The 21,385-nt window shown below is 72.0% G+C and carries 24 protein-coding genes; 13 read left to right on the top strand and 11 right to left on the bottom strand.

Annotated elements, in window-relative coordinates; genetic code table 11:
- Window positions 1-13: 13 nt before the first annotated feature.
- A complete protein-coding gene (gene cysS, locus OG344_RS13310; RefSeq protein WP_327043602.1) occupies window positions 14-1,408 on the bottom strand; it encodes a cysteine--tRNA ligase in 1,395 nt (464 codons plus the stop codon).
- A 324-nt stretch (window positions 1,409-1,732) separates the two neighbouring features.
- Between cysS and OG344_RS13305 the strand changes: the two genes are divergently transcribed.
- The gene (locus OG344_RS13305) at window positions 1,733-3,469 is read left to right on the top strand and encodes a DUF2637 domain-containing protein (RefSeq protein ID WP_405088488.1); all 1,737 of its coding nucleotides are present in this window, start codon (window positions 1,733-1,735) and stop codon (window positions 3,467-3,469) included.
- Between the two features lie 209 nt (window positions 3,470-3,678).
- On the opposite strand, the gene OG344_RS13300 is transcribed toward OG344_RS13305, so the two are convergent.
- The 3 genes from OG344_RS13300 to OG344_RS13290 all read right to left on the bottom strand — a co-directional run bounded on the left by OG344_RS13300 (window position 3,679) and on the right by OG344_RS13290 (window position 5,098).
- Window positions 3,679-3,948: a GlsB/YeaQ/YmgE family stress response membrane protein gene (locus OG344_RS13300; protein ID WP_327043600.1), complete on the bottom strand. Its 270-nt coding sequence runs from the start codon at window positions 3,946-3,948 to the stop codon at window positions 3,679-3,681.
- A 191-nt stretch (window positions 3,949-4,139) separates the two neighbouring features.
- Window positions 4,140-4,613 (bottom strand): 2-C-methyl-D-erythritol 2,4-cyclodiphosphate synthase, encoded by a 474-nt coding sequence (ispF, locus tag OG344_RS13295; RefSeq protein ID WP_405088487.1) that lies wholly within the window; start codon window positions 4,611-4,613, stop codon window positions 4,140-4,142.
- 2 nt (window positions 4,614-4,615) lie between these two features.
- On the bottom strand, window positions 4,616-5,098 hold the full coding sequence (locus OG344_RS13290) for a CarD family transcriptional regulator (RefSeq protein WP_327043598.1): 483 nt from the start codon (window positions 5,096-5,098) through the stop codon (window positions 4,616-4,618).
- A 256-nt stretch (window positions 5,099-5,354) separates the two neighbouring features.
- On the opposite strand from OG344_RS13290, the gene OG344_RS13285 reads away from it, so the two are divergent.
- Window positions 5,355-6,011: a copper chaperone PCu(A)C gene (locus tag OG344_RS13285; RefSeq protein ID WP_405088486.1), complete on the top strand. Its 657-nt coding sequence runs from the start codon at window positions 5,355-5,357 to the stop codon at window positions 6,009-6,011.
- Window positions 6,012-6,085: 74 nt separating this feature from the next.
- Here OG344_RS13285 and OG344_RS13280 read toward each other — a convergent pair whose 3' ends face one another.
- Together OG344_RS13280 and OG344_RS13275 are read right to left on the bottom strand one after the other, a co-directional pair.
- Window positions 6,086-6,775, bottom strand: coding sequence for a response regulator transcription factor (locus tag OG344_RS13280; protein ID WP_327043596.1), 690 nt, complete (start codon window positions 6,773-6,775; stop codon window positions 6,086-6,088).
- Window positions 6,772-7,962: a sensor histidine kinase gene (locus tag OG344_RS13275; protein ID WP_405088485.1), complete on the bottom strand. Its 1,191-nt coding sequence runs from the start codon at window positions 7,960-7,962 to the stop codon at window positions 6,772-6,774. The genes OG344_RS13280 and OG344_RS13275 overlap by 4 nt, the downstream gene beginning before the upstream one ends.
- 104 nt (window positions 7,963-8,066) lie before the next feature.
- On the opposite strand from OG344_RS13275, the gene phoU reads away from it, so the two are divergent.
- On the top strand, window positions 8,067-8,726 hold the full coding sequence (gene phoU, locus OG344_RS13270) for a phosphate signaling complex protein PhoU (protein ID WP_405088484.1): 660 nt from the start codon (window positions 8,067-8,069) through the stop codon (window positions 8,724-8,726).
- Window positions 8,727-8,877: 151 nt separating this feature from the next.
- Complete coding sequence (locus tag OG344_RS13265; RefSeq protein WP_405088483.1) at window positions 8,878-10,305, top strand: hypothetical protein; 1,428 nt, start codon at window positions 8,878-8,880, stop codon at window positions 10,303-10,305.
- Between the two features lie 46 nt (window positions 10,306-10,351).
- On the opposite strand, the gene OG344_RS13260 is transcribed toward OG344_RS13265, so the two are convergent.
- Genes OG344_RS13260 through mshA form a run of 3 tightly spaced genes read right to left on the bottom strand, consistent with a single transcriptional unit; the run spans window position 10,352 to window position 12,952 of the window.
- Window positions 10,352-11,095, bottom strand: coding sequence for a phosphoglyceromutase (locus tag OG344_RS13260; protein ID WP_405088482.1), 744 nt, complete (start codon window positions 11,093-11,095; stop codon window positions 10,352-10,354).
- Between the two features lie 39 nt (window positions 11,096-11,134).
- Window positions 11,135-11,620, bottom strand: coding sequence for a YbjN domain-containing protein (locus OG344_RS13255; RefSeq protein ID WP_327043592.1), 486 nt, complete (start codon window positions 11,618-11,620; stop codon window positions 11,135-11,137).
- Between the two features lie 9 nt (window positions 11,621-11,629).
- Window positions 11,630-12,952: a D-inositol-3-phosphate glycosyltransferase gene (mshA, locus tag OG344_RS13250; RefSeq protein WP_405088481.1), complete on the bottom strand. Its 1,323-nt coding sequence runs from the start codon at window positions 12,950-12,952 to the stop codon at window positions 11,630-11,632.
- A gap of 137 nt (window positions 12,953-13,089) precedes the next feature.
- Here mshA and OG344_RS13245 point away from each other — a divergent pair, with 137 nt between their 5' ends.
- From OG344_RS13245 to OG344_RS13235, 3 genes are read left to right on the top strand one after another with little or no spacing between them, the layout of a single operon-like run.
- On the top strand, window positions 13,090-13,890 hold the full coding sequence (locus OG344_RS13245; RefSeq protein ID WP_405088480.1) for an SDR family NAD(P)-dependent oxidoreductase: 801 nt from the start codon (window positions 13,090-13,092) through the stop codon (window positions 13,888-13,890).
- Window positions 13,887-14,732 carry a class I SAM-dependent methyltransferase gene (locus tag OG344_RS13240; protein WP_405088479.1) on the top strand — a complete coding sequence of 282 codons (846 nt, stop codon included), beginning with the start codon at window positions 13,887-13,889 and terminating at the stop codon, window positions 14,730-14,732. Before OG344_RS13245 ends, OG344_RS13240 begins: the two co-directional genes overlap by 4 nt.
- 10 nt (window positions 14,733-14,742) lie before the next feature.
- The gene (locus tag OG344_RS13235) at window positions 14,743-15,270 is read left to right on the top strand and encodes a GNAT family N-acetyltransferase (RefSeq protein WP_405088478.1); all 528 of its coding nucleotides are present in this window, start codon (window positions 14,743-14,745) and stop codon (window positions 15,268-15,270) included.
- Window positions 15,271-15,285: 15 nt separating this feature from the next.
- Here OG344_RS13235 and OG344_RS13230 read toward each other — a convergent pair whose 3' ends face one another.
- Window positions 15,286-15,846, bottom strand: a complete 561-nt coding sequence (locus OG344_RS13230; RefSeq protein ID WP_405088477.1) for an O-acetyl-ADP-ribose deacetylase — start codon at window positions 15,844-15,846, stop codon at window positions 15,286-15,288.
- A 51-nt stretch (window positions 15,847-15,897) separates the two neighbouring features.
- Here OG344_RS13230 and OG344_RS13225 point away from each other — a divergent pair, with 51 nt between their 5' ends.
- The 5 genes from OG344_RS13225 to OG344_RS13205 all read left to right on the top strand — a co-directional run bounded on the left by OG344_RS13225 (window position 15,898) and on the right by OG344_RS13205 (window position 18,573).
- Window positions 15,898-16,254: a BlaI/MecI/CopY family transcriptional regulator gene (locus tag OG344_RS13225; protein ID WP_111697688.1), complete on the top strand. Its 357-nt coding sequence runs from the start codon at window positions 15,898-15,900 to the stop codon at window positions 16,252-16,254.
- Entirely contained in the window at window positions 16,251-17,177 is a 927-nt protein-coding gene (locus OG344_RS13220; RefSeq protein ID WP_405088476.1) for a M56 family metallopeptidase, read from the top strand. Before OG344_RS13225 ends, OG344_RS13220 begins: the two co-directional genes overlap by 4 nt.
- Before the next feature lie 101 nt (window positions 17,178-17,278).
- A complete protein-coding gene (locus tag OG344_RS13215; protein ID WP_405088475.1) occupies window positions 17,279-17,713 on the top strand; it encodes a helix-turn-helix domain-containing protein in 435 nt (144 codons plus the stop codon).
- A 3-nt stretch (window positions 17,714-17,716) separates the two neighbouring features.
- Entirely contained in the window at window positions 17,717-18,088 is a 372-nt protein-coding gene (locus OG344_RS13210) for a hypothetical protein (RefSeq protein ID WP_405088474.1), read from the top strand.
- Window positions 18,089-18,246: 158 nt separating this feature from the next.
- On the top strand, window positions 18,247-18,573 hold the full coding sequence (locus OG344_RS13205) for a DUF2516 family protein (protein ID WP_405088473.1): 327 nt from the start codon (window positions 18,247-18,249) through the stop codon (window positions 18,571-18,573).
- Between the two features lie 24 nt (window positions 18,574-18,597).
- Here OG344_RS13205 and OG344_RS13200 read toward each other — a convergent pair whose 3' ends face one another.
- Complete coding sequence (locus OG344_RS13200) at window positions 18,598-19,569, bottom strand: magnesium transporter CorA family protein (RefSeq protein WP_405088472.1); 972 nt, start codon at window positions 19,567-19,569, stop codon at window positions 18,598-18,600.
- Window positions 19,570-19,646: 77 nt separating this feature from the next.
- On the opposite strand from OG344_RS13200, the gene OG344_RS13195 reads away from it, so the two are divergent.
- Window positions 19,647-21,347, top strand: a complete 1,701-nt coding sequence (locus OG344_RS13195; protein WP_405088471.1) for a DUF2207 domain-containing protein — start codon at window positions 19,647-19,649, stop codon at window positions 21,345-21,347.
- Window positions 21,348-21,385: the final 38 nt, after the last annotated feature.

The following is a 21,385-nucleotide window of genomic DNA, read 5'->3' as shown; positions in this document are numbered from 1 at the left end:
GGTAGGGCCACGTTCACCGTGCCAGTTCCCATCGCGGGCCCTGCGGGGTGTCCTCGACCACGATGCCCGCGGCGGCGAGCTGGTCGCGGATCGCGTCGGCCGCGGCGTAGTCCTTGCGGGCACGGGCGGCCTGCCGCTGCTCCAGCGCCACCGCCACGAGCGCGTCCACGACCTCCCGCAGCCCCGAGTCGCCGGTCGTACGCCACTGTTCCGACCTCGGGTCGAGGCCGATCACGTCGAGCATGTTCTGCGTCTCGGCGAGCAGCCGGGCGACCTGCTCCTTGTTGCCCTGGGCCAGGGCGACGTTGCCCTCGCGGACGACCTCGTGGATCACGGCGAGCGCCTGGGAGACGTTCAGGTCGTCGTCCAGGGCGTCCACGAACGCCTGCGGCAGCGGAGCGGCGGCGTCCACGTCGTGGATCACCTCGGCCGCCCGGGTGACGAACCCCTCGATCCGGCGGTATCCGGCCGCCGCCTCCTGGAGCGCCTCGTCGGAGTAGTCGATGGCGGAGCGGTAGTGGGCCGCGACCAGGTAGTAGCGGAGCTCCACCGGGCGCACCTTGCGCAGCATGTCGGGGATCAGCAGCGAGTTGCCGAGTGACTTGCTCATCTTCTCGCCGCCGAGCTTGAGCATGCCGTTGTGCAGCCAGTAGCGCGCGAAGCCGTCGCCCGCCGCCTGCGACTGGGCGATCTCGTTCTCGTGGTGCGGGAAGATCAGGTCGACGCCGCCGCCGTGGATGTCGAACGTGCCGCCGAGATACTTGGTCGCCATGGCCGAGCATTCCAGGTGCCAGCCCGGACGGCCCCGGCCCCACGGCGTCGGCCACGTGGGCTCGCCGGGCTTGGCGCCCTTCCACAGCGCGAAGTCGCGCGGGTCGCGCTTGAGCGAGTCGGTGTCGGTGTCGCCCGCCGCCCGCATGTTCTCCGGCTTCTGGTTGGAGAGCTTGCCGTACCGGTCGGCGTAGGAGACCACGTCGAAGTAGACGTCGCCGCCCGACGCGTACGCGTGGCCCTTGTCCATCAGGCGCCGCATCAGCTCGACCATCTCGGGCACGTGGCCCATCGCGCGCGGCTCGACGGTCGGCGGCAGGCAGCCGAGCTGGTCGTACGCCCAGGTGAAGGCGCGCTGGTTGCGCTCGGAGACGACGAACCAGGGCACGCCCTCCGAGGCGGCCACCCTGATGATCTTGTCGTCGAGGTCGGTCACGTTGCGGCAGAAGATCACGTCGAAGCCCTGCCGTAGCAGCCATCGGCGCAGGACGTCGAAGTTCACGCCGGACCTGATGTGACCGATGTGCGGCGGAGCCTGAACGGTCGCACCACACAGATACATCGAGACCCGGCCGGGCTCGACCGGTACGAATTCACGGACCGTACGCGTGCTGGTGTCGTAGAGGTGCAGGCTCACGAAGGCTAGGCTAACGCCTGACGCCACAGCACAGGGCTACTTGGGCGCCCGTGAATGCCGCCGCCTGGCCGAGTAGTGAAACATACGTCACATAAGTCCCGATTTAAGCCGCAGCAAAGCCGGTATTGATCGAATCGTGGCCCCGCCGAATACCTCGGGTCCGTCCCGGCCGCCGGAGCCGCGTCGAGGGCCGCGCACCGGAAGCCTCCCGGGACCCGCGGGCAGAGCCAGACCCTTCACACGGCACGCCGTCACGACACGAAGCGGGCCGGCGCCCCAGTGCGATCAACCCGCTGGTCCGATTCCGTTAGGCTCGAAGACGCCATGGACGTGACTCCCCCCGGCGCGGCAGGCAGGGCCTCCCGCCCGTCCCGAAACACCCCTTCCGGAATCCCGCTGGTGCTGCGCCGCCTCGCCGTCGGGCTCGCGGGCGCAGCCCTCGCGATGCTCGCAGCAGTCGCCTGCGCGCTCTCCTTCGAGGATCTACGGGCCCTGGCCGTCTCCGGACGCGCCGAGCCCCGCCTCGCCTACCTCTATCCCGCCGCGTTCGACATCCTGCTGATCGTCGCCCTGGTCAGCGTGCCCCTGCTGCGGGGAGCGCGTCTGCTGGTGCGGGTGCAGGCGGGTTTAGTCCTGCTGGTCCTCCTCGCGTCCGCCGCCGCCGCGAACGCCTCGGCCGCCATGGGCGTCTCCTTCGATCTTGAGGACGCCACGCTCGTCGTCGCGCTCCTGCCCTGGGTGATGCTCACCGTCGGGCTGTGGTTGCTGCTGCTTCTGCTGAAGCACGTGCGGACCACCCGGGCCGACCTGGATCTGGACGGCGACCTGGACGGCGACCTGGACGGCGACTCCGACGAGGACCTCCTGCCGTTCGACCGCGAGCCCATGAGCAGGCGCGCCCCCCTGCCCGCCGCCACCGCCCCCTATCCCACCGTCCGCGGGGAACGGCGCACTCCCCCGCATCCCCCCGCCGAGGAGCATGCCGCCTCGCTGCAGCCCGCACCCGAGGCCGTGGCGCCGCCCGGCTACGTCCCCCCACTGCCGGTCAGCCCGGTCGCCGAAACGGTCGCACCACCCGAGTACGCCCCGCCCCTGCCGGCCATCGCTCCGGCGGACGGCGTCACGACCGGGCCCCACGCCGCCGAGCCCGGCGCCGCCACCCCTGACACCGCCCCTCCTGACACCGACGAGGACGGCGTACGGCTGTCTCCCGAGGCGGTCCCCGGCGGGACGGTGTCCGAGGCCGAGGCCGCCGAGGACCGGGACGACCCCGAGGCCATGGCGGTCGTGCCCCCGACGGCGGCGCCCCCGACGCCTGCCGTTACGGAGCTTCCCGTGGAGGGGCCCGCCGAGAAGGTCACCGAGCAGGCCGCAGAACAGATCACAGAGCAGACCACTGAGCAGACCACTGAGCAGACCACTGAGCAGACCGACGCGGGGAGAACGGAGCCGGCTCGGCACGCATCGTCTGATGAGACGGCCGTGGCGGCCGTGCCCGCGCCGGAGCCCGTCACCGACGAGACTCCCGAGAAACCCGACCCGGTCGTCGCCGGCTCCGCCGAGGCTGCCGCAGGTCCCGAGAGCCCCGAGAGCACTGAGAGCCTCGCGAGCACCGAAGGCCCAGCGAGCCCTGGTCCGGCCGTGCAGGAGACTCCGCCCCGGCGGAACCGGCCGGTGCGCTGGGGTGATCTCGTCCGGCCCCACACCGGCGACGTCCTCGTGCATCCACGGCCGAAGCCGGCGGAGGAGGCTCCGGAGCCGGACGACGTCGCGGACGACCCGCAGGCGGACGACGCACAGGTGGACGACGCGCAGGACGAGGCGGGCATCGACACCCAGCCGCTCCGCACCATCCGCGACGTCCCCGACCCCGCGCACGCGGCGGACTGCGCCGAACCGGACGAGCAGGCCGGACGGCACGACCCGTACGTCGCCGAGGGCGAGCAGGCCTCGGCGCAGGAGGCCGCTGAGGACGCTGAGAACGCTGAGGACGGCGGAGAGTCCGTGCCCCTGGCACCGCCGTCAGGCCGGATGCGCAGCACCCCCCGCCCGCCCGCCTGACGGGGCGCCGCGTAGGGGGTCACGTGGACCCGCAGGGGCAGCGGACGGGTCGTACCCAACAGGACAGGCCCGGGCCCGCCGGTCCCCGCCGTCGGCGTGGAGTGGAGTGGGCCGGCCAGGCGCGAACGCGGTGCAGGCCCGCCCGGCTGGGGAGCCGGACGGGCCTGCACCGTTGATTGGGGCGGGAGCCGCCCTACCTTGCGAGTGCCTTACACCCGCGACCCTCGCTTCAGGCCGGCGACGATGCCGACACCGACGACGGCCAGTACGACCTGCATGACGAGCTCGATCCAGTCGATGCCCGGCGTCGTGTCGACGCCCATCACCTGGGCGATCGCGGTACCGATGAGGGCCGCGACGATGCCGACGACGATCGTCAGGACCCAGCCGATCGGCTGCCGCCCCGGCAGGAGCAGACGGCCCACAGCGCCGATGATCGCGCCGATGATGATAGCGCCGAGAATGGACTCGATTGTCATATCGACCTCCCGTTGAGGGTGACCCTTTCATCCTCGAACTGTGGGCTACCCCATGGGACGGGAATATGCATCCCACGAAAGAAAAAAGAGGGCGGCGGCTCGACTCCGCGCCTGGTTCGTGCCGCCGCCCACGTGATAGTGAGACGCGCCGGGTCTCAATCAGGTTGGCATGTCCGATTGGAACGGGACATTCACATCGGCACGATGAGAGCGGTCGCGATGGCCGCGACGCCTTCGCCCCGGCCCGTGAGCCCGAGACCGTCGGTCGTGGTGGCGCTGACGCTCACCGGCGCCCCCGCGGCGGCCCCGAGGGCCTTCTCCGCCTCCGCGCGGCGGGGGGCGACCTTAGGCCGGTTCCCGATGATCTGCACCGCCAGATTGCCGATCTCGAAACCGGCCGCCCGCACCTGCCGTGCGGCCTCCTCCAGGAGCGTGACGCCCGCGGCGCCGGCCCAGCGGGGGTCCGCGGTCCCGAAGATCGCGCCGACGTCTCCGAGCCCGGCCGCCGACAGCAGCGCGTCACAGCACGCGTGGGCGGCCGCGTCACCGTCCGAGTGACCGGCCAGCCCGGTCTCGCCCGGCCAGAACAGCCCGGCGAGGTGAAGATCTCTTCCAGATGCGAAAGGGTGGACGTCGACGCCGACGCCCACCCTTGGGAATGTCATGTTCAGGAGTTGAGCACCTCGTCGAGCAGGGCCTCGGCCTTGTCCTCGTTGGTCTTCTCGGCCAGCGCGAGCTCGCTGACGAGGATCTGGCGCGCCTTGGCGAGCATGCGCTTCTCACCGGCGGACAGGCCGCGCTCCTTGTCGCGCCGCCACAGGTCGCGCACGACTTCGGCCACCTTGTTGACGTCTCCCGACGCCAGCTTCTCAAGGTTGGCCTTGTAGCGGCGGGACCAGTTGGTGGGCTCCTCCGTGTGCGGCATGCGCAGCACGTCGAAGACCCGCTCGAGTCCTTCTTGGCCGACGACGTCGCGCACCCCGACGAGCTCGGCGTTCTCTGCTGGTACCTGTACGGTCAGGTCGCCCTTGTCGACCTTGAGCACCAGGTAGGTCTTTTCCTCACCCTTGATGGTTCGGGTCGTAATGGCATCGATCCGAGCAGCCCCATGGTGGGGGTAGACGACAGTGTCGCCGACCTGGAAAGTCATGTGACGAGTACCCCTTCCGCTGTACTCCAGAGTACCACGCGGTTACCGCCTCCCGGAACAGTGAAAGAAACATAACTGCAGGTCAAAGCCTCGTTTTGGGGCTTGACAAGCTATCCACTCTGTGAATCGGCCGGTGTTACACAAGGGGTGACCTGCGGTGCTACGGGTCTCGGGCGGGAGCCGACGCCGGACCGGGGAGCGGCGCGGATAAGGTGATTGCTGCCCATACACGTGCGTACCAAGGAGACCTCGAACCGTGACCAGCAGCAGCCGTCGCAGGGCGTTCGCCGTTGCCGCGCTCCTCGCCGCCGCCATCCCTGCGCTGGCCGCGTGTGGCGCCGGTTTCGACGCCAACACCAACGTGCCATACGCCCCTGGCGAGGCCGGGGTCCTCATCTCCGATGACGGTTCCGGCCAGGCCTACGGCATGAACGGCATCAAGATCCCGCAGGCGTTCATCCTCGGGCCGGACTCCGGCGAGCAGATCGCCGCCGGTGGGTCGGCGCCGATCCACCTCACTCTCCTGAACGGCACGGGGGTCGCGGACCAGCTCGTCGGCATCGTGCCCGAGGAGCAGAAGGCCACCTCGGTGAAGGTGCAGAGCCCCATCGCGGTGGAGCCCGGCACGCTCGCCAAGACCCCCGGCGTCACGATCGAGGGGCTGAAGACGCCGCTGCGCGGCGGCGAGACCATCCAGCTCACGCTGCGGTTCGAGAAGGCCGGTGACATCCCGGTCACCGCGCCCGTCGTCACCCGCAGCCGCGAGTACGCCACGCTGTCCCCGGCCGCCCAGGCGACGCCCACGCCGGCGGCCTCGGCGGCGGCCGGCGAGAGCCTGGCGCCGACGGACGCCACGCTGCCCGAGGCGGGCCAGGCCGCGCCCTCCGGCTCCCCGAGCGCCCCTGCGGGGTGAGGGGGCCGAAGGCGCCCTGAGAGGAAACACGAGAGCCCCTGTCCGCGGCCGGACAGGGGCTCATGCCGCGCGGATCACTCCTCGGCGGGGTCGAACTTGTAGCCCAGGCCGCGTACGGTCAGGATGCAGCGGGGGTTGGACGGGTCGGCCTCGACCTTGGCCCGCAGCCGCTTGACGTGGACGTCGAGCGTCTTGGTGTCGCCCACGTAGTCGGCGCCCCAGACCCGGTCGATCAGCTGGCCGCGGGTGAGCACCCGCCCGGCGTTGCGCAGCAACACCTCCAGCAGCTCGAACTCCTTGAGCGGAAGCTGCACCTGCCGGCCGCGCACGGCCACGATGTGCCGGTCGACGTCCATGCGGACCGGCCCGCCGGTCAGCACCGCCGACTCCATCTCCTCGACGTCGCCCTGCCGGCGCAGCACCGCGCGGATGCGCGCCACCAGCTCGCGGGACGAGAACGGCTTGGTCACGTAGTCGTCGGCGCCCAGCTCCAGGCCGACGACCTTGTCGATCTCACTGTCCTTGGCCGTCAGCATGATGACGGGCACCTTGGACCGCTGCCGGAGCGACCGGCAGACCTCGGTTCCGGGCAGGCCCGGCAGCATCAGGTCGAGCAGGACGAGATCGGCTCCGTTGCGGTCGAACGCCTCCAGGGCCTCGGGGCCGGTGGCCGCCACGGCGACCTCGAACCCCTCCTTCCTGAGCATGTACGACAGGGCGTCCGAGAACGACTCCTCGTCCTCGACGACGAGTACCCGAGTCATTGAGCGGCCTCCAGGGGGATGGTCGTGCTTGGTACGGGGACCGCCTGACCGCCGAACGCGGGAAGGCGAAGCGTGAAGGTGGATCCGGAGCCTTCCTTGCTCCACACGGTGACCTCGCCCCCGTGGGCGCCGGCCACATGTTTGACTATCGCGAGCCCCAGCCCGGTGCCGCCGGTGGCCCGCGACCTCGCCGCGTCGACGCGGAAGAACCGCTCGAAGATGCGTTCCTGGGCGCTCTCGGGGATGCCGATGCCCTGGTCGCTCACGCTCACCTCGACGGCGCTCCCGGCCGGTCTGGCGCTGATGACGACCCGGGTGTGCTCGGGGCTGTAGGCGACCGCGTTGTCGATGAGGTTGCGCAGTGCGGTGACGAGAAGCTCCTCGTCGCCCCAGACCTTGAGCCCCTCAGTGCCGCCCGCCACCAGCGTGATGTCCTTGGCCGACGCCTTGGTGTTGCACCGGTCGATGGCCTCGTGGACGGTCTCGTCCACCGGCACCTGCTCCGGCGCGGGGATGGGCTCGCCGCCCTGGATCCGCGACAGCGTGATGAGGTCCTGCACCAGGTAGGTCAGCCGGGCGGCCTCGTGCTGCATGCGGCCGGAGAACCTCTTGACGGCCTCGGGGTCGTCGGCGGCGTCCTCTATGGTCTCGGCGAGCAGGCTCAGCGCGCCGACCGGCGTCTTCAGCTCGTGGCTGACGTTCGCGACGAAGTCCCGGCGTACGGCCTCGACCCGCTGGCGCTCGGTCTGGTCCTCGGCGAGCACGAGCACCTGCCCGTGGGAGCCCAGGGGGGCCACCCGGACGGCGAACGACGTGGACTCCTGCCCGAACTTGCGCCCGGCGGTCTCGATCTCGCTCTCGCGGATCTCGCCGTCCCGCCGGACCTTCCGGGCCAGCGCGAGCAGTTCGGCGGCCATCAGCGCCTCTCCGCGTACGAGGCCGAAGGCGCGCGCCGCCGAGCTCGCGCGCAGCACCCGGTCCTCGCGGTCGAGCACGACCGCCGAGGAGGGCAGCACGGCCAGCACCGACGCCACGCCCGGAGGCAGGGTGTCGTCCACCGGGTCGGGCTCGGGGGGCTTGTAGGTCTGCCGTCGGATCGTGAGCATGACGAAGGAGCCGAGGACGAATCCGCCCATCGCCGCCAGGCTCGCCAGTAACTCGTTCACATTCAGCAGCCTAGGCGGCATTTCGGGTTCCTCCACCTGTCCGACCAGGCACGACTCTTCTGTTTCCGGAAATGTTCATCCGGCGGTCGAAATTCGTTCATCGGCGCGCGCGTAGCGTGGCGGCCATGCGCGACGCCTATCACGAAGAGCTGGCCGCCCTGACCGACCGCCTGGTGGAGATGACACGCCTGGTGCGGTCGGCCATGTCGAGGGGGACGACCGCCCTGCTCGACGCCGACCTGCAGCTGGCGGAGAGCGTCATCGCCCAGGACGCCGAGGTCGACCGGCTGCACATGGAGATGGAAACCTCGATCTACGAACTGATGGCCACCCAGCAACCGGTGGCGGTCGACCTGCGCACCGTCATCACGGCGCTGCGGATGGCCGCCGACCTGGAGCGGATGGGCGACCTCGCCGAGCACATCGCCAAGCTGGCGCGGATGCGCCACCCCGAGTCGGCCATCCCGGCCGAGCTGCGCGAGACGTTCGTCGAGATGGGCGCCATCGCCGAGAACCTGATCACCAAGGCGGGCAGCTGCATCGCCTCCCGCGACGTCGATCTCGCCAAGGAGTTGGAGGAGGACGACGACGCCATGGACCGCCGGCACCGCCGCCTGTTCCGCGTCCTGCTCTCCAAGGACTGGGAGCACGGCATCGAGGCCGCGATCGACATCACGCTGGCCGGCCGCTACTACGAGCGGTACGCCGACCACGCCGTGCGCGTCGCCCGCGACGTGGTGTACCTCGTCACGGGCACCCGCGACGCGGACGCCCTCACCGGCTGACGCGCCACGACACAAGGAAAGCGCGCAAGGGAAAGCGCACGGGGGACGGCGTACGGAAGCCGCGAGAGCCCCGGTCCTCGGGGGGCCGGGGCTCTCGCACGCGTTCTGTCGCACGGGTCGCGTAGTCTGCGCTCCCCCGAGACGATCATTGGTGCTCTGGGCGGCGGCGGTGCTGCTCTCCGCGGCTCCCACCCTCTACTTCTGGACCGCGTCGATCCTGACCGGCGGCGAGACCGGAGGCTTCTTCTCGACGGTCTCATTCGGGAGCTCCTGCCCGGGGTGGGAGATTTATGACCTTGTCTATTTCCCGGCATACCCGGTCATCGGCCTCCCCCTCCTCGCGACCGACGGAGCCCCGCTGGTCGTCCTGGGCTGCGCGGGCTGGTGGCTCGGCGTCCGGAGAGGGCGGCTCCGGCTCGGCCGGATCATCGGCCGTTGCGTCGCCGTCGTGCTGCTCGTCCGCTACCTCCCCGAGTTCCTGCTCCCCACGCTGGACGCCGCCCTCGGCCCCGCGTGCCGGCAGCAGTGGGGACCGCCCGGGCTGTTCGACTCGCTGGTCGGGTGGGGGCTCTACGACTCCCTTCCGCCGCTGCTCATGCTGCTCGCCGTACGCGCTCCCCGGCGCGGGTTCGTGCGGCGAGGGCCGGTCGCCCGTACGGCGGCGGCCGCCCTGGCGGCGACCGCGGTCGTCCTGCTTCCGGCAGCGTCGGCCGCCGCCGGCAGGGTGAGCACCGCTCGGGAACTCGGCTGCGCCGGATACGGCGACGGCACCGTCACGGGGCTGACCACTGCGGAACGGCGTTTCCTCTGCGCGGTCCGCGGCCACGACCTCCCGATCTACCCCTCGTACGGCTCCCCTGTCGAGGAGTGGGACGAGGTCACGGACGAGGCCGTCCTGGCTCAGGGGCGGCACCTGTGCGCGCTGGCGACCCGGCACGGAGGCGACCTCGGCGCGCGGGCCGTCCAGGAGGCCCCGGAGGCGTCGCTGGCGATCAAGCTCGCGAGCCTGTGCCCAGCCGTGGCCGGCGCGCAGCAGGCGGAGGAAGATCGGCAGCAGGCGGAGTCGGACGCGTACGTCGCCGAGAAGGAGAAGGTGTGCGCGGCGCTGCCCCGGCACCGGCCGGCGATCAGGCCCGTACGGCAGCGCCGGGCCATGATGTGGGCCGAGTTCTGGACTATCGACGGCTGGGAGGACGGCTACGAGGGCAATCCCCCGGACCTGGTGCGAAACCTGGTGGGAAGCGACCGGGGCTCGCTCGCGATCTGGGCCGCCGACGAGGTCGGGCACGCCTGCGTGACCGTCGAGTCCTACACCCGGCGCCCGCCCGTGGAGACCGGAGGCTGGGAGGAGGTGATCGAGGTGGCGTACGAGAGCCCGACCGGCTCCCTGGAGCTCGTCGACGGCTACGGACAGAGACTGACCGGGCTCACCACGCGCGGGCCGGGCTCCTACCGGGTCAGGGTCCACCTGCGCGGCCGCAAGCTCGTCACCCAGGTGCCCGATCCCCCCGACGGCGCCGTACGGATCCTCGTCGAGGTCTTCCCCGGCAGGGCGAAGAAGACCGTCGTCTACAAGTAGGCCGCGCCCCTCGGGAGGGGCGCGGCCGTGGTGACGGATGCGGGGGTTACTTCTTGCCCTGGTTGGCGACGGCCTCGATGGCGGCCGCGGCGGCGGCGGGGTCGAGGTACTCGCCCTTGCCGACCGGGCGGAAGGCGTCGTCGAGCTCATAGCGCAGCGGGATGCCGGTGGGGATGTTCAGGCCGGCGATGTCCTCGTCGCCGATGCCCTCCAGGTGCTTGACCAGCGCGCGCAGGGAGTTGCCGTGCGCGACGACCAGCACCGTGCGGCCGCCGGTCAGGTCGGGGACGATCTCGTCGTACCAGTACGGCAGCATCCGGCCGACGACGTCCTTGAGGCACTCGGTGCGCGGCACCAGCTCCGACGGCAGCAGCGAGTAGCGGCCATCGCCGAGCTGGGAGTACTCGTCGTCGTCGGCGATCGGCGGCGGCGGCACGTCGTACGACCGGCGCCACAGCATGAACTGCTCGTCGCCGAACTCGGCGCGGGTCTGCGCCTTGTCCTTGCCCTGGAGCGCGCCGTAGTGGCGCTCGTTCAGCCGCCAGGAGCGCTTCACCGGGAGCCACAGCAGGTCGGCCGCCTCAAGGGCGATGTTGGCGGTCCTGATGGCCCGGGTGAGCACCGAGGTGTGCACCACGTCGGGCCGGATGCCGGCCTCGAGGAGCAGCTGCCCGCCGCGCCGCGCCTCCTCCTCGCCGGTCGGCGAGAGGGTGACGTCCACCCAACCGGTGAACAGGCCCTTGACGTTCCATTCGCTCTCACCGTGCCGCAGCAGCACCAAAGTAGCCATGCGGCCAATCCTATCGGCGTACGGTTGACGGCCCGTTGGTCAGGAGCCGACCACCCGGGCGAACGCCTGGAGGTTCGCCGGCGACTCGCCGCGCTTGACCCGCCACTCCCACTCGCGCCTGATGGACGACGCGAAGCCCAGCTCGAGCGCGCGGTCGAACGACTCGTCCGAGTAGGTGAGCACGCAGCCGAGGATCCGGTCGATCTCCTCGCCGGTCACCGCGCCGAGCGGCAGCCGGCCGACCAGGTGGACGTCGCCCACGGCGTCGACGGCGAAGTGGACGCCGTACGTCGAGCCGTTCTTGTGCAGCAGCCAGCGGTAGAACTCGGCGTGGTTCTCGTCCGGCTGCCGGCAGAAGAACGCCTCGACGGTCAGCGCCTGGTCGCCGACGACGAGCCAGGTCATGGTGGCGAGCTTGTGCCGGCCCGGCAGCTTGACCAGGAACGCGCCCGGCCTGGGTCGCTCGTAGGACAGCTCGGCGGACTCCAGCGCCGACTCGATCACGGCTTCGAGCTCGGTTCTCATTCCGCCAGCCTACGAGCTGACCGCGATGGGGGTCCGGTGGAGCTGGGCCTTGGCGCCGGCGTAGACCTCGGCGAGGCGGGCGGCGGTCGCCGACCAGCCGAAGGCGGTCGCGTGCTCCACGGCGTTGGCGGCGAGCGCGGCGAGCCGGTCGGGACGCCCGGTCAGCAGGGCCAGCTCCCGCGCCCAGTCGTGCGGGTCGTGCCCGTCCACCAGCACGCCGGACACGCCGTCCCGGACGGCGGTGCGCAGTCCGCCGACCGCCGCCGCGACGACGGGGGTGCCGCACGCCTGCGACTCCAGCGCCACCAGCCCGAACGACTCGTTGTGCGAGGGCACGACGGTCACGTCGGCGGCCCGGTACCAGTCGGCGAGCTCCTGCTGCGGGGCGGGCGGCGCGAGCCGTACGACGTCGGCGATGCCGAGCTCGGCGGCGAGGTCGCTGAGCAGCGCGGGACGGGCGAGGCCGTTGCCGCTGGGCCCGCCGACGCAGGCGACGACGAGCCGCGACCGCAGCGAGGGGTCCTCGACGAGCATCCGGGCGGCGGCCCTGAGCAGCACGTCGGGGGCCTTGAGCGGCTGGATGCGTCCCACGAACAGCAGCACGCGCGCGTCCTGCGGCAGGCCGAGGCGGCGCCGGGCGGAGCCCTTCGACGCGGGCTGGAAGACGGCGAGGTTCACGCCGGGGTTGACCACGGCCACGCGCTCACGCGGCGCCTTGTAGAGGTCGATCAGCTCCTCGGCCTCGGCGGCGGTGTTGGCGACCAGGCGGTCGGCGACCTCCACGACCTGCTCCTCGCCCAGCACCCGCATCGCCGGCTCGGGCTTGTCGCCCTCCGCGAGCAGGGCGTTCTTGACCTTGGCCATCGTGTGCATGGTGTGCACGAGCGGCACGCCCCAGCGTTCCTTGGCCAGCCAGCCCACCTGGCCGGACAGCCAGTAGTGGGAGTGGATCACGTCGTAGCGGCCGGGGTCGTACATCGCCTCGGTGCGCAGGACGCCGGACAGGAAGCCGCACAGCTGGCCGGGGAGGTCGGCGCGGCCGAGCTCCTCGTACGGCCCCGCCGTGACGTGACGGACCAGCACGCCGGGGCTCAGCTCGGCCTCCGGGGGCAGGTCGCGTGCGGTGCGCCGCGTGAAGATCTCGACCTCGACGCCGAGCGCGGCGAGCCGCTTGGCGACCTCGACGATGTAGACGTTCATGCCTCCCGCGTCGCCCGTGCCCGGCTGGTCAAGCGGGGACGTGTGCACGCTTATGGTCGCGACGCGGTTGACCCGACGCCGAAAGACCGACACCCGAACCACCTCCGAAAGGCTTACAACCACCAAAATCATCACCGGATTCCCCGACACTTGTGAGCGCCGGGGGCCCTGAGAGGATGGCGGCTGCCCCTGCGGCCGCCCCAGGGGGTGCCCTGGGAGTGCCCAGGGGCTGTCCAGAGGAGCGGCGTGGAGTGAGGAGGGCGGTGGGGATGACCGATCCGACGATTCCGGCGGTGACCGATCCGGGGGCGACCGATCCGGGGGTCAGGACCGCGGTGGTGACCGGTGCGAGCAGCGGCATCGGCGAGGCGACGGCCCGGCGGCTCGCCGCGGAGGGATATCAGGTGGTGGCCGCGGCGCGGCGGCGGGACCGGCTCGACAAGCTGGCGGCCGAGGTGCCGGGCGTCCGCGCGGTGACGCTCGACGTGACCGACCAGGCGTCGGTGGACGCGCTGGCCGGCTCGCTCGACCGCTGCGACGTCCTGGTGAACAACGCGGGCGGCGCGTTCGGGCTGGAGCCGGTGGCCGGGGCGCGGGTGGACGACTGGCAGCGGATGTACGACGTGAACGTGCTCGGCGCGCTCCGGGTGACCAGGGCGCTGCTGCCGAAGCTCGTCGCGTCGGGCGACGGCGTGCTGGTGATGCTCACCTCGACGGCCGCCTTCGTGTCGTACGAGGGGGGCGGCGGCTACAGCGCGGCCAAGCACGCGCAGACCGCGATGACCGAGACCCTCCGCCTGGAGCTGTGCGGCGAGCCGGTGCGGGTGATCGAGGTCGCCCCGGGCATGGTGAAGACCGACGAGTTCGCGCTGACCCGCTTCGCGGGCGACGCCGAACGGGCGGCCAAGGTGTACGAGGGCGTCCCCGGCCCCCTGACCGCGGACGACATCGCCGACGTGATCGCCTTCGCGGTGACCCGCCCCGCCCATGTGAACATCGACCGGCTGGTCGTGCGGCCGCGGGCCCAGGCCGCCCAGCACAAGGTGCACCGGGTCACGCCGGGGTCATGAGACCGGCCCGGCCCGGACGGCCCGCCCGGCCCGTCGGTGCGGTCACCCGCGGCACCACCGGGCACAACCGGCTGCGCCGCTGCGACCGCTGGATCACCGCCGTGTATGGCCCGCTGCTGCGCTCGGGCCGCGCGGGGACGGCGCCGCCGCTGGTGGTCGACCTCGGCTACGGCGCGTCCCACGTCACGACGACCGAGCTGTTCACCAGGCTGCGCCGGGTCTGCCCGGTGGTCGAGGTGGTGGGCGTGGAGATCGACCCCGGGCGGGTCGCGGCGGCCAGGCCGTACGAACGGGAGGGGCTGTCGTTCGTCAGGGGCGGCTTCGAGCTGCCGGTCCCCCGCCCGCCGCTGATCGTCCGCGCGTTCAACGTGCTGCGGCAGTACGGCGAGGACGAGGCGTGGGCGCACTGGGACCTGCTCCGCGCGGGCCTGCACCCCTCGGGAGTGGTCGTCGAGGGCACCTGCTCGGAGATCGGCCACCGGGCGACCTGGGTGGCGCTCGGCGCCGAGGGGCCGCGGACGCTGACCTTCGCGGCCCGTTTCACCGGCTTCGGGCGGCCGTCCGACCTGGCCGAGCGGCTGCCCAAGACGCTGATCCACCGCAACGTCCCCGGGCAGCCGGTCCACGCGTTCCTCGCGGACTGGGACCGTGCCTGGGCGGCCTGCGCCCCCTTCGGCGCGTACGGCGCCCGGCAGCGCTGGATCAGGGCGGCCGAGCTGGTGGCGCGGGACTGGCCGGTGGAGACCCTGCCGCCGGCCGGGGGCCCGGGGCGGTGGCGGCTCGGCGAGCTGACCCTTCCCTGGAGCGGCGTCTCCCCAGTCGGCTCCTCCGGCGGTTGGTAACGTCCGGGCCATGCGTTTCGTCCTCGACCCGGAGATGACCCCCGAGCTTTTCGAGCAGCTCCTGCACTGCTGGACGGAGGTGACCAACGCGGACGGCGCCGTGGGCTTCGTGCCTCCTGTGACGCCGGACGTCATCAGGCCGACGGCGGAGAAGGCGTTCGCCCGCACCCGCTCCGCCGGCGGCCCGGCGGCCCCGGACCGCCTACTCGCAGGGTTCGGCGACGACGGCGAGGTCGCCGCCTGGCTCATCCTGGCCGACAACGGCTCGCGCCTGCGGGCGCACTGGCGGTGGATGCTGCGGGTCATGGTCCACCCCAAGCACCAGGGCAGGGGGCACGGCCGGGCCCTGCTGCGCGCGGCCGACGAGGCCGCGCGGTCCCTCGGCCTGGAGGCGCTGCAGCTCACCTGCCGCGGTGGCACCGGAGTGGACGCCTTCTACGCGAGCGCGGGCTACCAGGAGGTCGGCCGGGTGCCCCGATCGATCCGGGTGGCGCCCGGCGACGACCGGGACGAGATCTACATGCTCCGCCGGCTGTGAATTTTGGCCCAATGCTTAGGGCGACTCCGCGAGAGCGGTCTCGAACGCGGCATAGGCTGCGTTACTGAACAGTACGAACCGCACCTCGCGGACGGCGGAGGCGGCCTGCCGCACAGTGGTTATCCCTACGGTGGTCATCCCTACGGTGGCCATCCGCACGGCGGTCAGCGCGATGCGGGCGGCGTCCTCCATCGGCCACCGGTAGACCCCCGTGGAGATGGCGGGGAAGGCCACGGTGGCGGCGCCCAACCGGTCGGCGACGACGAGCGACTCCCGATAGCAGGAGGCCAGCAGATGGGATCGGTCCTCACCCGGCGAGTACACGGGCCCGACCGTGTGGATCACCCATCGGGCGGGCAGCCGCCCGGCGGTGGTCTCGACGGCCTGCCCGGCCGGGAGCCCCCGTTCGTACCGGGAGGAGCGCAGCGCCCGGCACTCCTCCAGGATCGCCGGGCCACCGCCCCGGTGGATGGCCCCGTCCACGCCTCCGCCGCCCAGCAGGGACGAGTTGGCCGCGTTGACGACCGCGTCGACCCGCTGCTCGGTGATGTCTCCCTCGACCAGAACGATGTCCATGTGCCTCACCTCTCTACAGGACGTAGTACTACCCCAGGTAGCCTTGGAGGTGTGAAGGGACTGGGAGAGCTCGAACGCAGCATCATGGACATCCTCTGGGCGGAGAACGCTCCGCTCACGGCCCGCGAGGTCGGGCGTCTCATCGAGGATCGCGACCTCGCGCCGACGACCGTGATGACCGTGCTCGACCGGTTGTCCCGCAAGGGGTTCCTCACCCGCACCCGGGACGGGCGCGCCTGGCGCTACCAGCCCGCCGCGAGCCGCGACGCGTACGTCGCCGAGCTCATGCTCGAAGCCCTCGACATGACCGGCGACCGGGACGCGGCGCTGACCCGCTTCGCCCAGGCCGTCTCCGGGACCGAGGCCGAGATCCTCCGGAAAGCGCTCACGGAGCTGGGGGAAGAGTGATCGCGGCGGCGGTCCTGGCCGCACTCGCGACGACCTGCGCGCTGGCCGCGTGGCGGCTGACCTTCGCGCGCTGGACCTGGCGCGCCCCGCGCACGGCGATCCTGCTGTGGCAGTCGCTCGGGGTGACCTGGGGCCTCGCCTCCACCGGCGCCCTGCTCGCCTTCGCCCTCGGCCCGTACGGCAAGGGGGTCGTGCACGGCCTGGCCGAGTTCCTGGCGGGCTTCCTGGCGAGCGTGGGCTCCAGCGTGCGCGACCCGTACGACGTGGTCCGGCTGGCCGCGCTGGTCGCGGGCCTGTCCCTGCTCGCGGTGCTGGTGGCCCTGCCGCTCGCGGCGGGGGCGCAGACGCTGCGGGCCCGCCACCGGCACCGGCTGCTGCTCGCGCTGGTGGCCAGGGACGAACCGGCCGTGCCCGGCGTGCGGGTGGTCGACTTCCCCGGCGCCGCCGCCTACTGCCTGCCCGGGCTGAAGTCGCAGGTCGTCATCAGCGACGGCACCCTGCACCTGCTGTCGTCCGCCGAGCTGGAGGCCGTGCTCGCGCACGAGGCCGCGCACGTGCGCGAACGCCACGACCTGGTGCTGCTGCCCTTCGCCGCCCTGCGCCGCGCCCTGCCGTGGTCGAAGCTGGTCCGCGACGCACAGGCCTCGGTCGAACTGCTGATCGAGATGGCCGCCGACGACCGCGCCCGGCGGCGCTGCTGCCCCCGCAGGCTGGCCACGGCCCTGCTGCGGTTCGGCACCTCGGCCGCGCTGCCCACACCGCAGGGCGCGCTCGGCGCGTCCGCGTCGTCGGGCGTGATGGCCAGAGTCGACCGGCTCGTGCGTCCCGAGGTGGCCCTTCCCGCCGCGCAGCGCTTCCTGATCCTGACCGGGTCGGTGCTGCTCGCCACCAGCGCGCCGCTGCTCTGGCTGCTGCCCGGCTGAGACCGCCTCCCGGCCCGGCCGTTTCATGGCCGGCACTTGGGTGTTAGCTGGAGTTAGTCACCGAGTTTGCAATTGCAAGCAGCGCGATGCAGACTGGGGACATGGAACTGCCCAAGGTCGGCTCGCTCGGTGAGTACATCCGCCAGCAGCGGCAGCAGGCGAAGATCTCACTCCGCCAGCTCGCCGCGCAGGCAGGCGTGTCGAACCCTTACCTGAGCCAGGTCGAGCGGGGCTTGCGCAAGCCGAGCGCGGAGATACTGAACCAGATCGCCAAGGGTCTGCAGATCTCCGCCCAGGCGCTGTACGTCCAGGCCGGCCTCATCGAGGACCGTGAGCCGCACAGCGACGTGCTGGCCGCGGTCCGGGCCGACGTGGCGCTCACCTCGCGGCAACGCCAGGTGCTCGTCGATATCTACGAGTCGTTCCGCAAGGAGAACCGGGCCGGCGCCGCGCAGCCGCCGCAATCGGCTGCGCATCCCGGGGACGGCCCGGTTCCCTCGCGTGACGGCTTGACGCCGGATTCGCTGGAAGGATAACCCATGACCACCATCGTCACCCAGGCCAAGAAGATCACCGAGAGCAAGCCGTTCTACGCCCTGACCGGGGCCGGCGACTTCGCCGTGGAGAAGGCCCGCGCCTACGCCTCCACGGTGCAGGACAGGGCCGAGACCGTCGCGCGTGAGCTGCCGGACAAGGCCAGGGGCTACGCCGACGCCGCCACCACCCAGATCAACCGGCTGTACGACGACCTCGCCAGCCGTGGCCGCAAGGTCGTCAGCCGGGTGAGCGGCGAGGCCGCGCTGGAGCTCACCGAGGTCTCGGAGACCGCCGAGCCGGCGATCGCCGCCGAGACCGCCGGCAAGCGGACCACGACCGGCCGCGCCCGCGCCACCACCGCGAGCCGGGGCTGATCTCCCGACCGCGCGAGCGACACCCGCGAGCGACACGGCGGCCCGTCTCCCCCCAGGGGAGGCGGGCCGCCGCCGTCCACGCCACCTGTCGGCGGCGCCCACTAGTCAGCGCCTATTAGTCTTGGGGTCGTCGGCGACCTTGACCATGTGGAGAACCAATGTTCGGGCTGCACGGAATCCTCTCCATCATCTTCTGGCTGCTCTCCCTGGCGGCCTTCCTGCTGTGCGTCGTGGCGCTGGTCCACGCCGTGCGCATCCCGGCCCGGGCCTTCCCCGCGGCGGGCAAGCAGACCAAGCAGCTCTGGCTGATCATTCTCGGCTTCGCGACGCTGTTCACCTTCGCCGCGGCGGTCCAGTTCCTGGGCGCGCTGAGCATCTTCACGATCGCGGCGGTCATCGCGGCCGGCATCTACCTCGCCGACGTGAAGCCCGCGGTCAACGAGCAGAAGGGCGGCGGCAACCAGGGCCCGTACGGACCCTGGTGACCGGGGCGGCGCTCCAGAGCCGGCTCAGAGCCAGTCGCGCGCCCGGAACACCCGGTAGAGCGCGGCGGAGACGGCCACGATCAGCACGCTGGACGTCCAGAAGCCCCAGTGATGCCCGAAGCCGGGGAACGGGATGTTCTGGCCGTAGAATCCGGTGATCAAGGTCGGCACCGCGATGATCGCGGCCCAGCTGGTCACCCGCTTCATGATCAGATTCATCCTGTTGTCCTGCAGGGTCAGCTGCGTCTCACGGATGTTGCCGATCAGGTCGCGCAGCGACTCGGTCCATTCACTGGCCCGCAGGACCTGGTCGTACACGTCCTGGAAGTACGGCGCCATCTCCCCGTCGCCGACCGTGCCGTTGCGGCGCAGGAGCGTGTTCACGGCCTCCCGCATGGGCATCACGACCCGGCGGAGCGTGACCAGGCTCCTGCGCAGCTCGAACGTTCGCCGCTGCTCCCCGGGGCCGACCGGCCGCTCGCCGAAGACCGTGCCCTCCAGGTCCTCCACCTGCTCGTCCATCGCCTCGACGGTCTCGAAGTGGCTGTCCACCACGTAGTCGAGCAGGCCGTGCAGCAGGAACGCGACGCCGTGCCGGGCGAGGTCCGCCCCGTCGTCCCAGCGCCGCATCACCTCCTCGACGGAGAACTCGTCCGACTGCCGCACGGTGACCAGCGCGTTCGGGGTGATGAAAGCGGTGGCCGGGGTGACCCGCACCCGGCCGGACTCCGAGTCGAAGGCCGACGCGTAGACGCTCAGGAACATGTGGCCGTCGTAGACGTCCAGCTTGGGCCGCTGCCGGCGTTGCAGCGCGTCCTCCACCGCCAGGGCGTGCAGCCCGAGTTCCTCGCTGATCGCGTGGAGGTCCTCCTCCGAGGGGTCGCACATGTCGAACCACACCACGGCCGCGGGATCCTTGAGGTGCTCGGAGACGTCGGCGACCGGAAACCCCTCGGCCTCCAGGACGCCGTTCCGGTACAACCGGGTATGCCCCATGGACGGTAACCCTACCGACCTCGCGGCCCTGCCGACCCCGCTAAACATGTCAGAGGGGACCGATAGGGTTTCGGCTCATGCTGGATCTCGCGCGCCGGCTCGGACCGGCGGCACTGCTCGCCGTCCTCCCCGCCCTCGCCGCCTCCCCCGCGCATGCCTCCCCCGCGCATGCCTCGCCCGCACCCGCCCAGCCCGCGTACGCACAGCCCGCACGCGCCGCGGCGGCGCCGGTCGCCAGGGACGAGGTGACCCTGGAGCTCCGCCCGGACGGCGTGCTCCACGTGAAGGAGACGGTCGCCCCCGCCGACGGGACCGTGCGGCGCACGCCGATCACCCGCACCCGATTCGACGACGGCCACGACCGCGTCTACCGCCTCTCCAACGTCAAGGGCGGCTCGTACGACGGGGAGACCCTGACGTTCGGCGGCACGGTCGAGTACGACGTGACCGGCGCGGTCGCGCCCGTCGCCGACGGCGCGGGCGGCGGGGGTGAGGAGCTGCGCTGGTTCGCGGTGTCCGGCCCGGTGCGGGAGGCGGTGGTGACCGTGACCGGCCCGGGCAGGGTGCAGAACCTGTCCTGCTTCGCGGGCGAGCCCGGCGCGGCCACGGCCTGCACCGGCGCGTCGGCCGACGAGACCGGCGCCACCGCCGCCTTCGAGCAGCAGGACCTCCGGCAGGGCCAGACGCTCACCGTCGTCGTCGGCTATCCGAAGGGCGCGACCGGCGCGGCCCCGATCCTGGAGCGCAGGTTCGAGCTGTCCAACGCGTTCGCGCTGAACGCGGTGACCGGCGGGTCGCTCGCGGCGCTGCTGGTCCTGCTGCTGGGCGGCGTGGCCCTGCTCTACTGGACGCGCGGGCGCGACGCCCGGGTGATCGGCGGTGAGACGGCCGGCGGGACGACAGGCGCCTGGGCGACCCAGGCCGGCGGCGACGGGCGCTTCACCCCGCCGGACGGGGTGCGGCCCGGGCAGATCGGCACGCTGGTCGACGAGCAGGCCGACGTGGTCGACGTGACCGCGACCCTCGTCGACCTCGCCGTACGCGGCTTCCTGCGGATCGACGAGCAGCCCCGGCAGACGTACGAGGCCCCGGACTGGTGCCTGGTCAAGCTGCCCGGCGCCCCGATCGGCGACCTACTCCCCTACGAGCGCGCGCTCTGGGACGCGGTCTTCGACGGCCGCGACAGGGTGCTGCTGTCGCAGTTGCACGGGTCCTTCGCCGCGCGCCTCACGGCGGTGCGCGACGCGCTCTACCAGGACGTGGTGAACCAGGGCTGGTTCGCCCGGCGGCCCGACTCGGTGCGGTCGCGCTGGACCACCCTCGGGGTGGCGGTGCTCGCGCTCGGAGTGGTCGCCACGGTCCTGCTCGCCTGGTTCACGTCGTACGGCCTGCTGGGACCGGCTCTGATCATCGCGGGCGCGGCCCTGGCCTTCGGCGGCCAGTACATGCCGGCCAAGACCGCCAAGGGCGCCGAGGCGCTGGCGCAGACGCTCGGCTTCCGGCAGTACCTCGCCCACGCGAGCGCCGACGACGTGCCCCCGGACCGCCGGGTGGAGCTGTTCTCCCGCTACCTGCCGTACGCGGTGATCTTCGACAACGTGGACCGGTGGGCGAGGCTCGTCGGCTCGTTCACCGGCGACGGCCGGCAGGCCGACCACCTGTACTGGTACCAGGGACCGGCGGAGTGGGACCTGTCCAGGTTCGCCGACTCGATGCGGACGTTCACGCTGACCACCTCGGGCGCGATCTCGTCCTCCCGCCAGTTCCGCTCGCTCTGATCTCCCCGCCCCCGGTCGGGGGGGCGGAGGGCGGGCGC

The organism is Microbispora sp. NBC_01389 (genome assembly GCF_045040095.1).
GTDB lineage: Bacteria > Actinomycetota > Actinomycetes > Streptosporangiales > Streptosporangiaceae > Microbispora.
This window is presented reverse-complemented; position numbering and strand designations above follow the sequence as displayed.

What these genes read in the sequence shown, in the direction of transcription:
- OG344_RS13195 (WP_405088471.1), top strand. Translation starts at nt 19,647, where the DNA reads ATGCTGGATCTCGCGCGCCGGCTCGGACCGGCGGCACTGCTCGCCGTC.
- OG344_RS13235 (WP_405088478.1), top strand. Translation starts at nt 14,743, where the DNA reads ATGCGTTTCGTCCTCGACCCGGAGATGACCCCCGAGCTTTTCGAGCAG.
- OG344_RS13275 (WP_405088485.1), bottom strand. Translation starts at nt 7,962, where the DNA reads ATGCCGCCTAGGCTGCTGAATGTGAACGAGTTACTGGCGAGCCTGGCG.
- OG344_RS13210 (WP_405088474.1), top strand. Translation starts at nt 17,717, where the DNA reads ATGACCACCATCGTCACCCAGGCCAAGAAGATCACCGAGAGCAAGCCG.
- OG344_RS13245 (WP_405088480.1), top strand. Translation starts at nt 13,090, where the DNA reads ATGACCGATCCGACGATTCCGGCGGTGACCGATCCGGGGGCGACCGAT.
- OG344_RS13200 (WP_405088472.1), bottom strand. Translation starts at nt 19,569, where the DNA reads ATGGGGCATACCCGGTTGTACCGGAACGGCGTCCTGGAGGCCGAGGGG.
- phoU (WP_405088484.1), top strand. Translation starts at nt 8,067, where the DNA reads ATGCGCGACGCCTATCACGAAGAGCTGGCCGCCCTGACCGACCGCCTG.
- OG344_RS13215 (WP_405088475.1), top strand. Translation starts at nt 17,279, where the DNA reads ATGGAACTGCCCAAGGTCGGCTCGCTCGGTGAGTACATCCGCCAGCAG.
- OG344_RS13240 (WP_405088479.1), top strand. Translation starts at nt 13,887, where the DNA reads ATGAGACCGGCCCGGCCCGGACGGCCCGCCCGGCCCGTCGGTGCGGTC.
- ispF (WP_405088487.1), bottom strand. Translation starts at nt 4,613, where the DNA reads ATGACATTCCCAAGGGTGGGCGTCGGCGTCGACGTCCACCCTTTCGCA.
- OG344_RS13255 (WP_327043592.1), bottom strand. Translation starts at nt 11,620, where the DNA reads ATGAGAACCGAGCTCGAAGCCGTGATCGAGTCGGCGCTGGAGTCCGCC.
- OG344_RS13280 (WP_327043596.1), bottom strand. Translation starts at nt 6,775, where the DNA reads ATGACTCGGGTACTCGTCGTCGAGGACGAGGAGTCGTTCTCGGACGCC.
- OG344_RS13260 (WP_405088482.1), bottom strand. Translation starts at nt 11,095, where the DNA reads ATGGCTACTTTGGTGCTGCTGCGGCACGGTGAGAGCGAATGGAACGTC.
- mshA (WP_405088481.1), bottom strand. Translation starts at nt 12,952, where the DNA reads ATGATTTTGGTGGTTGTAAGCCTTTCGGAGGTGGTTCGGGTGTCGGTC.
- OG344_RS13230 (WP_405088477.1), bottom strand. Translation starts at nt 15,846, where the DNA reads ATGGACATCGTTCTGGTCGAGGGAGACATCACCGAGCAGCGGGTCGAC.
- OG344_RS13290 (WP_327043598.1), bottom strand. Translation starts at nt 5,098, where the DNA reads ATGACTTTCCAGGTCGGCGACACTGTCGTCTACCCCCACCATGGGGCT.
- OG344_RS13205 (WP_405088473.1), top strand. Translation starts at nt 18,247, where the DNA reads ATGTTCGGGCTGCACGGAATCCTCTCCATCATCTTCTGGCTGCTCTCC.
- OG344_RS13305 (WP_405088488.1), top strand. Translation starts at nt 1,733, where the DNA reads ATGGACGTGACTCCCCCCGGCGCGGCAGGCAGGGCCTCCCGCCCGTCC.
- OG344_RS13300 (WP_327043600.1), bottom strand. Translation starts at nt 3,948, where the DNA reads ATGACAATCGAGTCCATTCTCGGCGCTATCATCATCGGCGCGATCATC.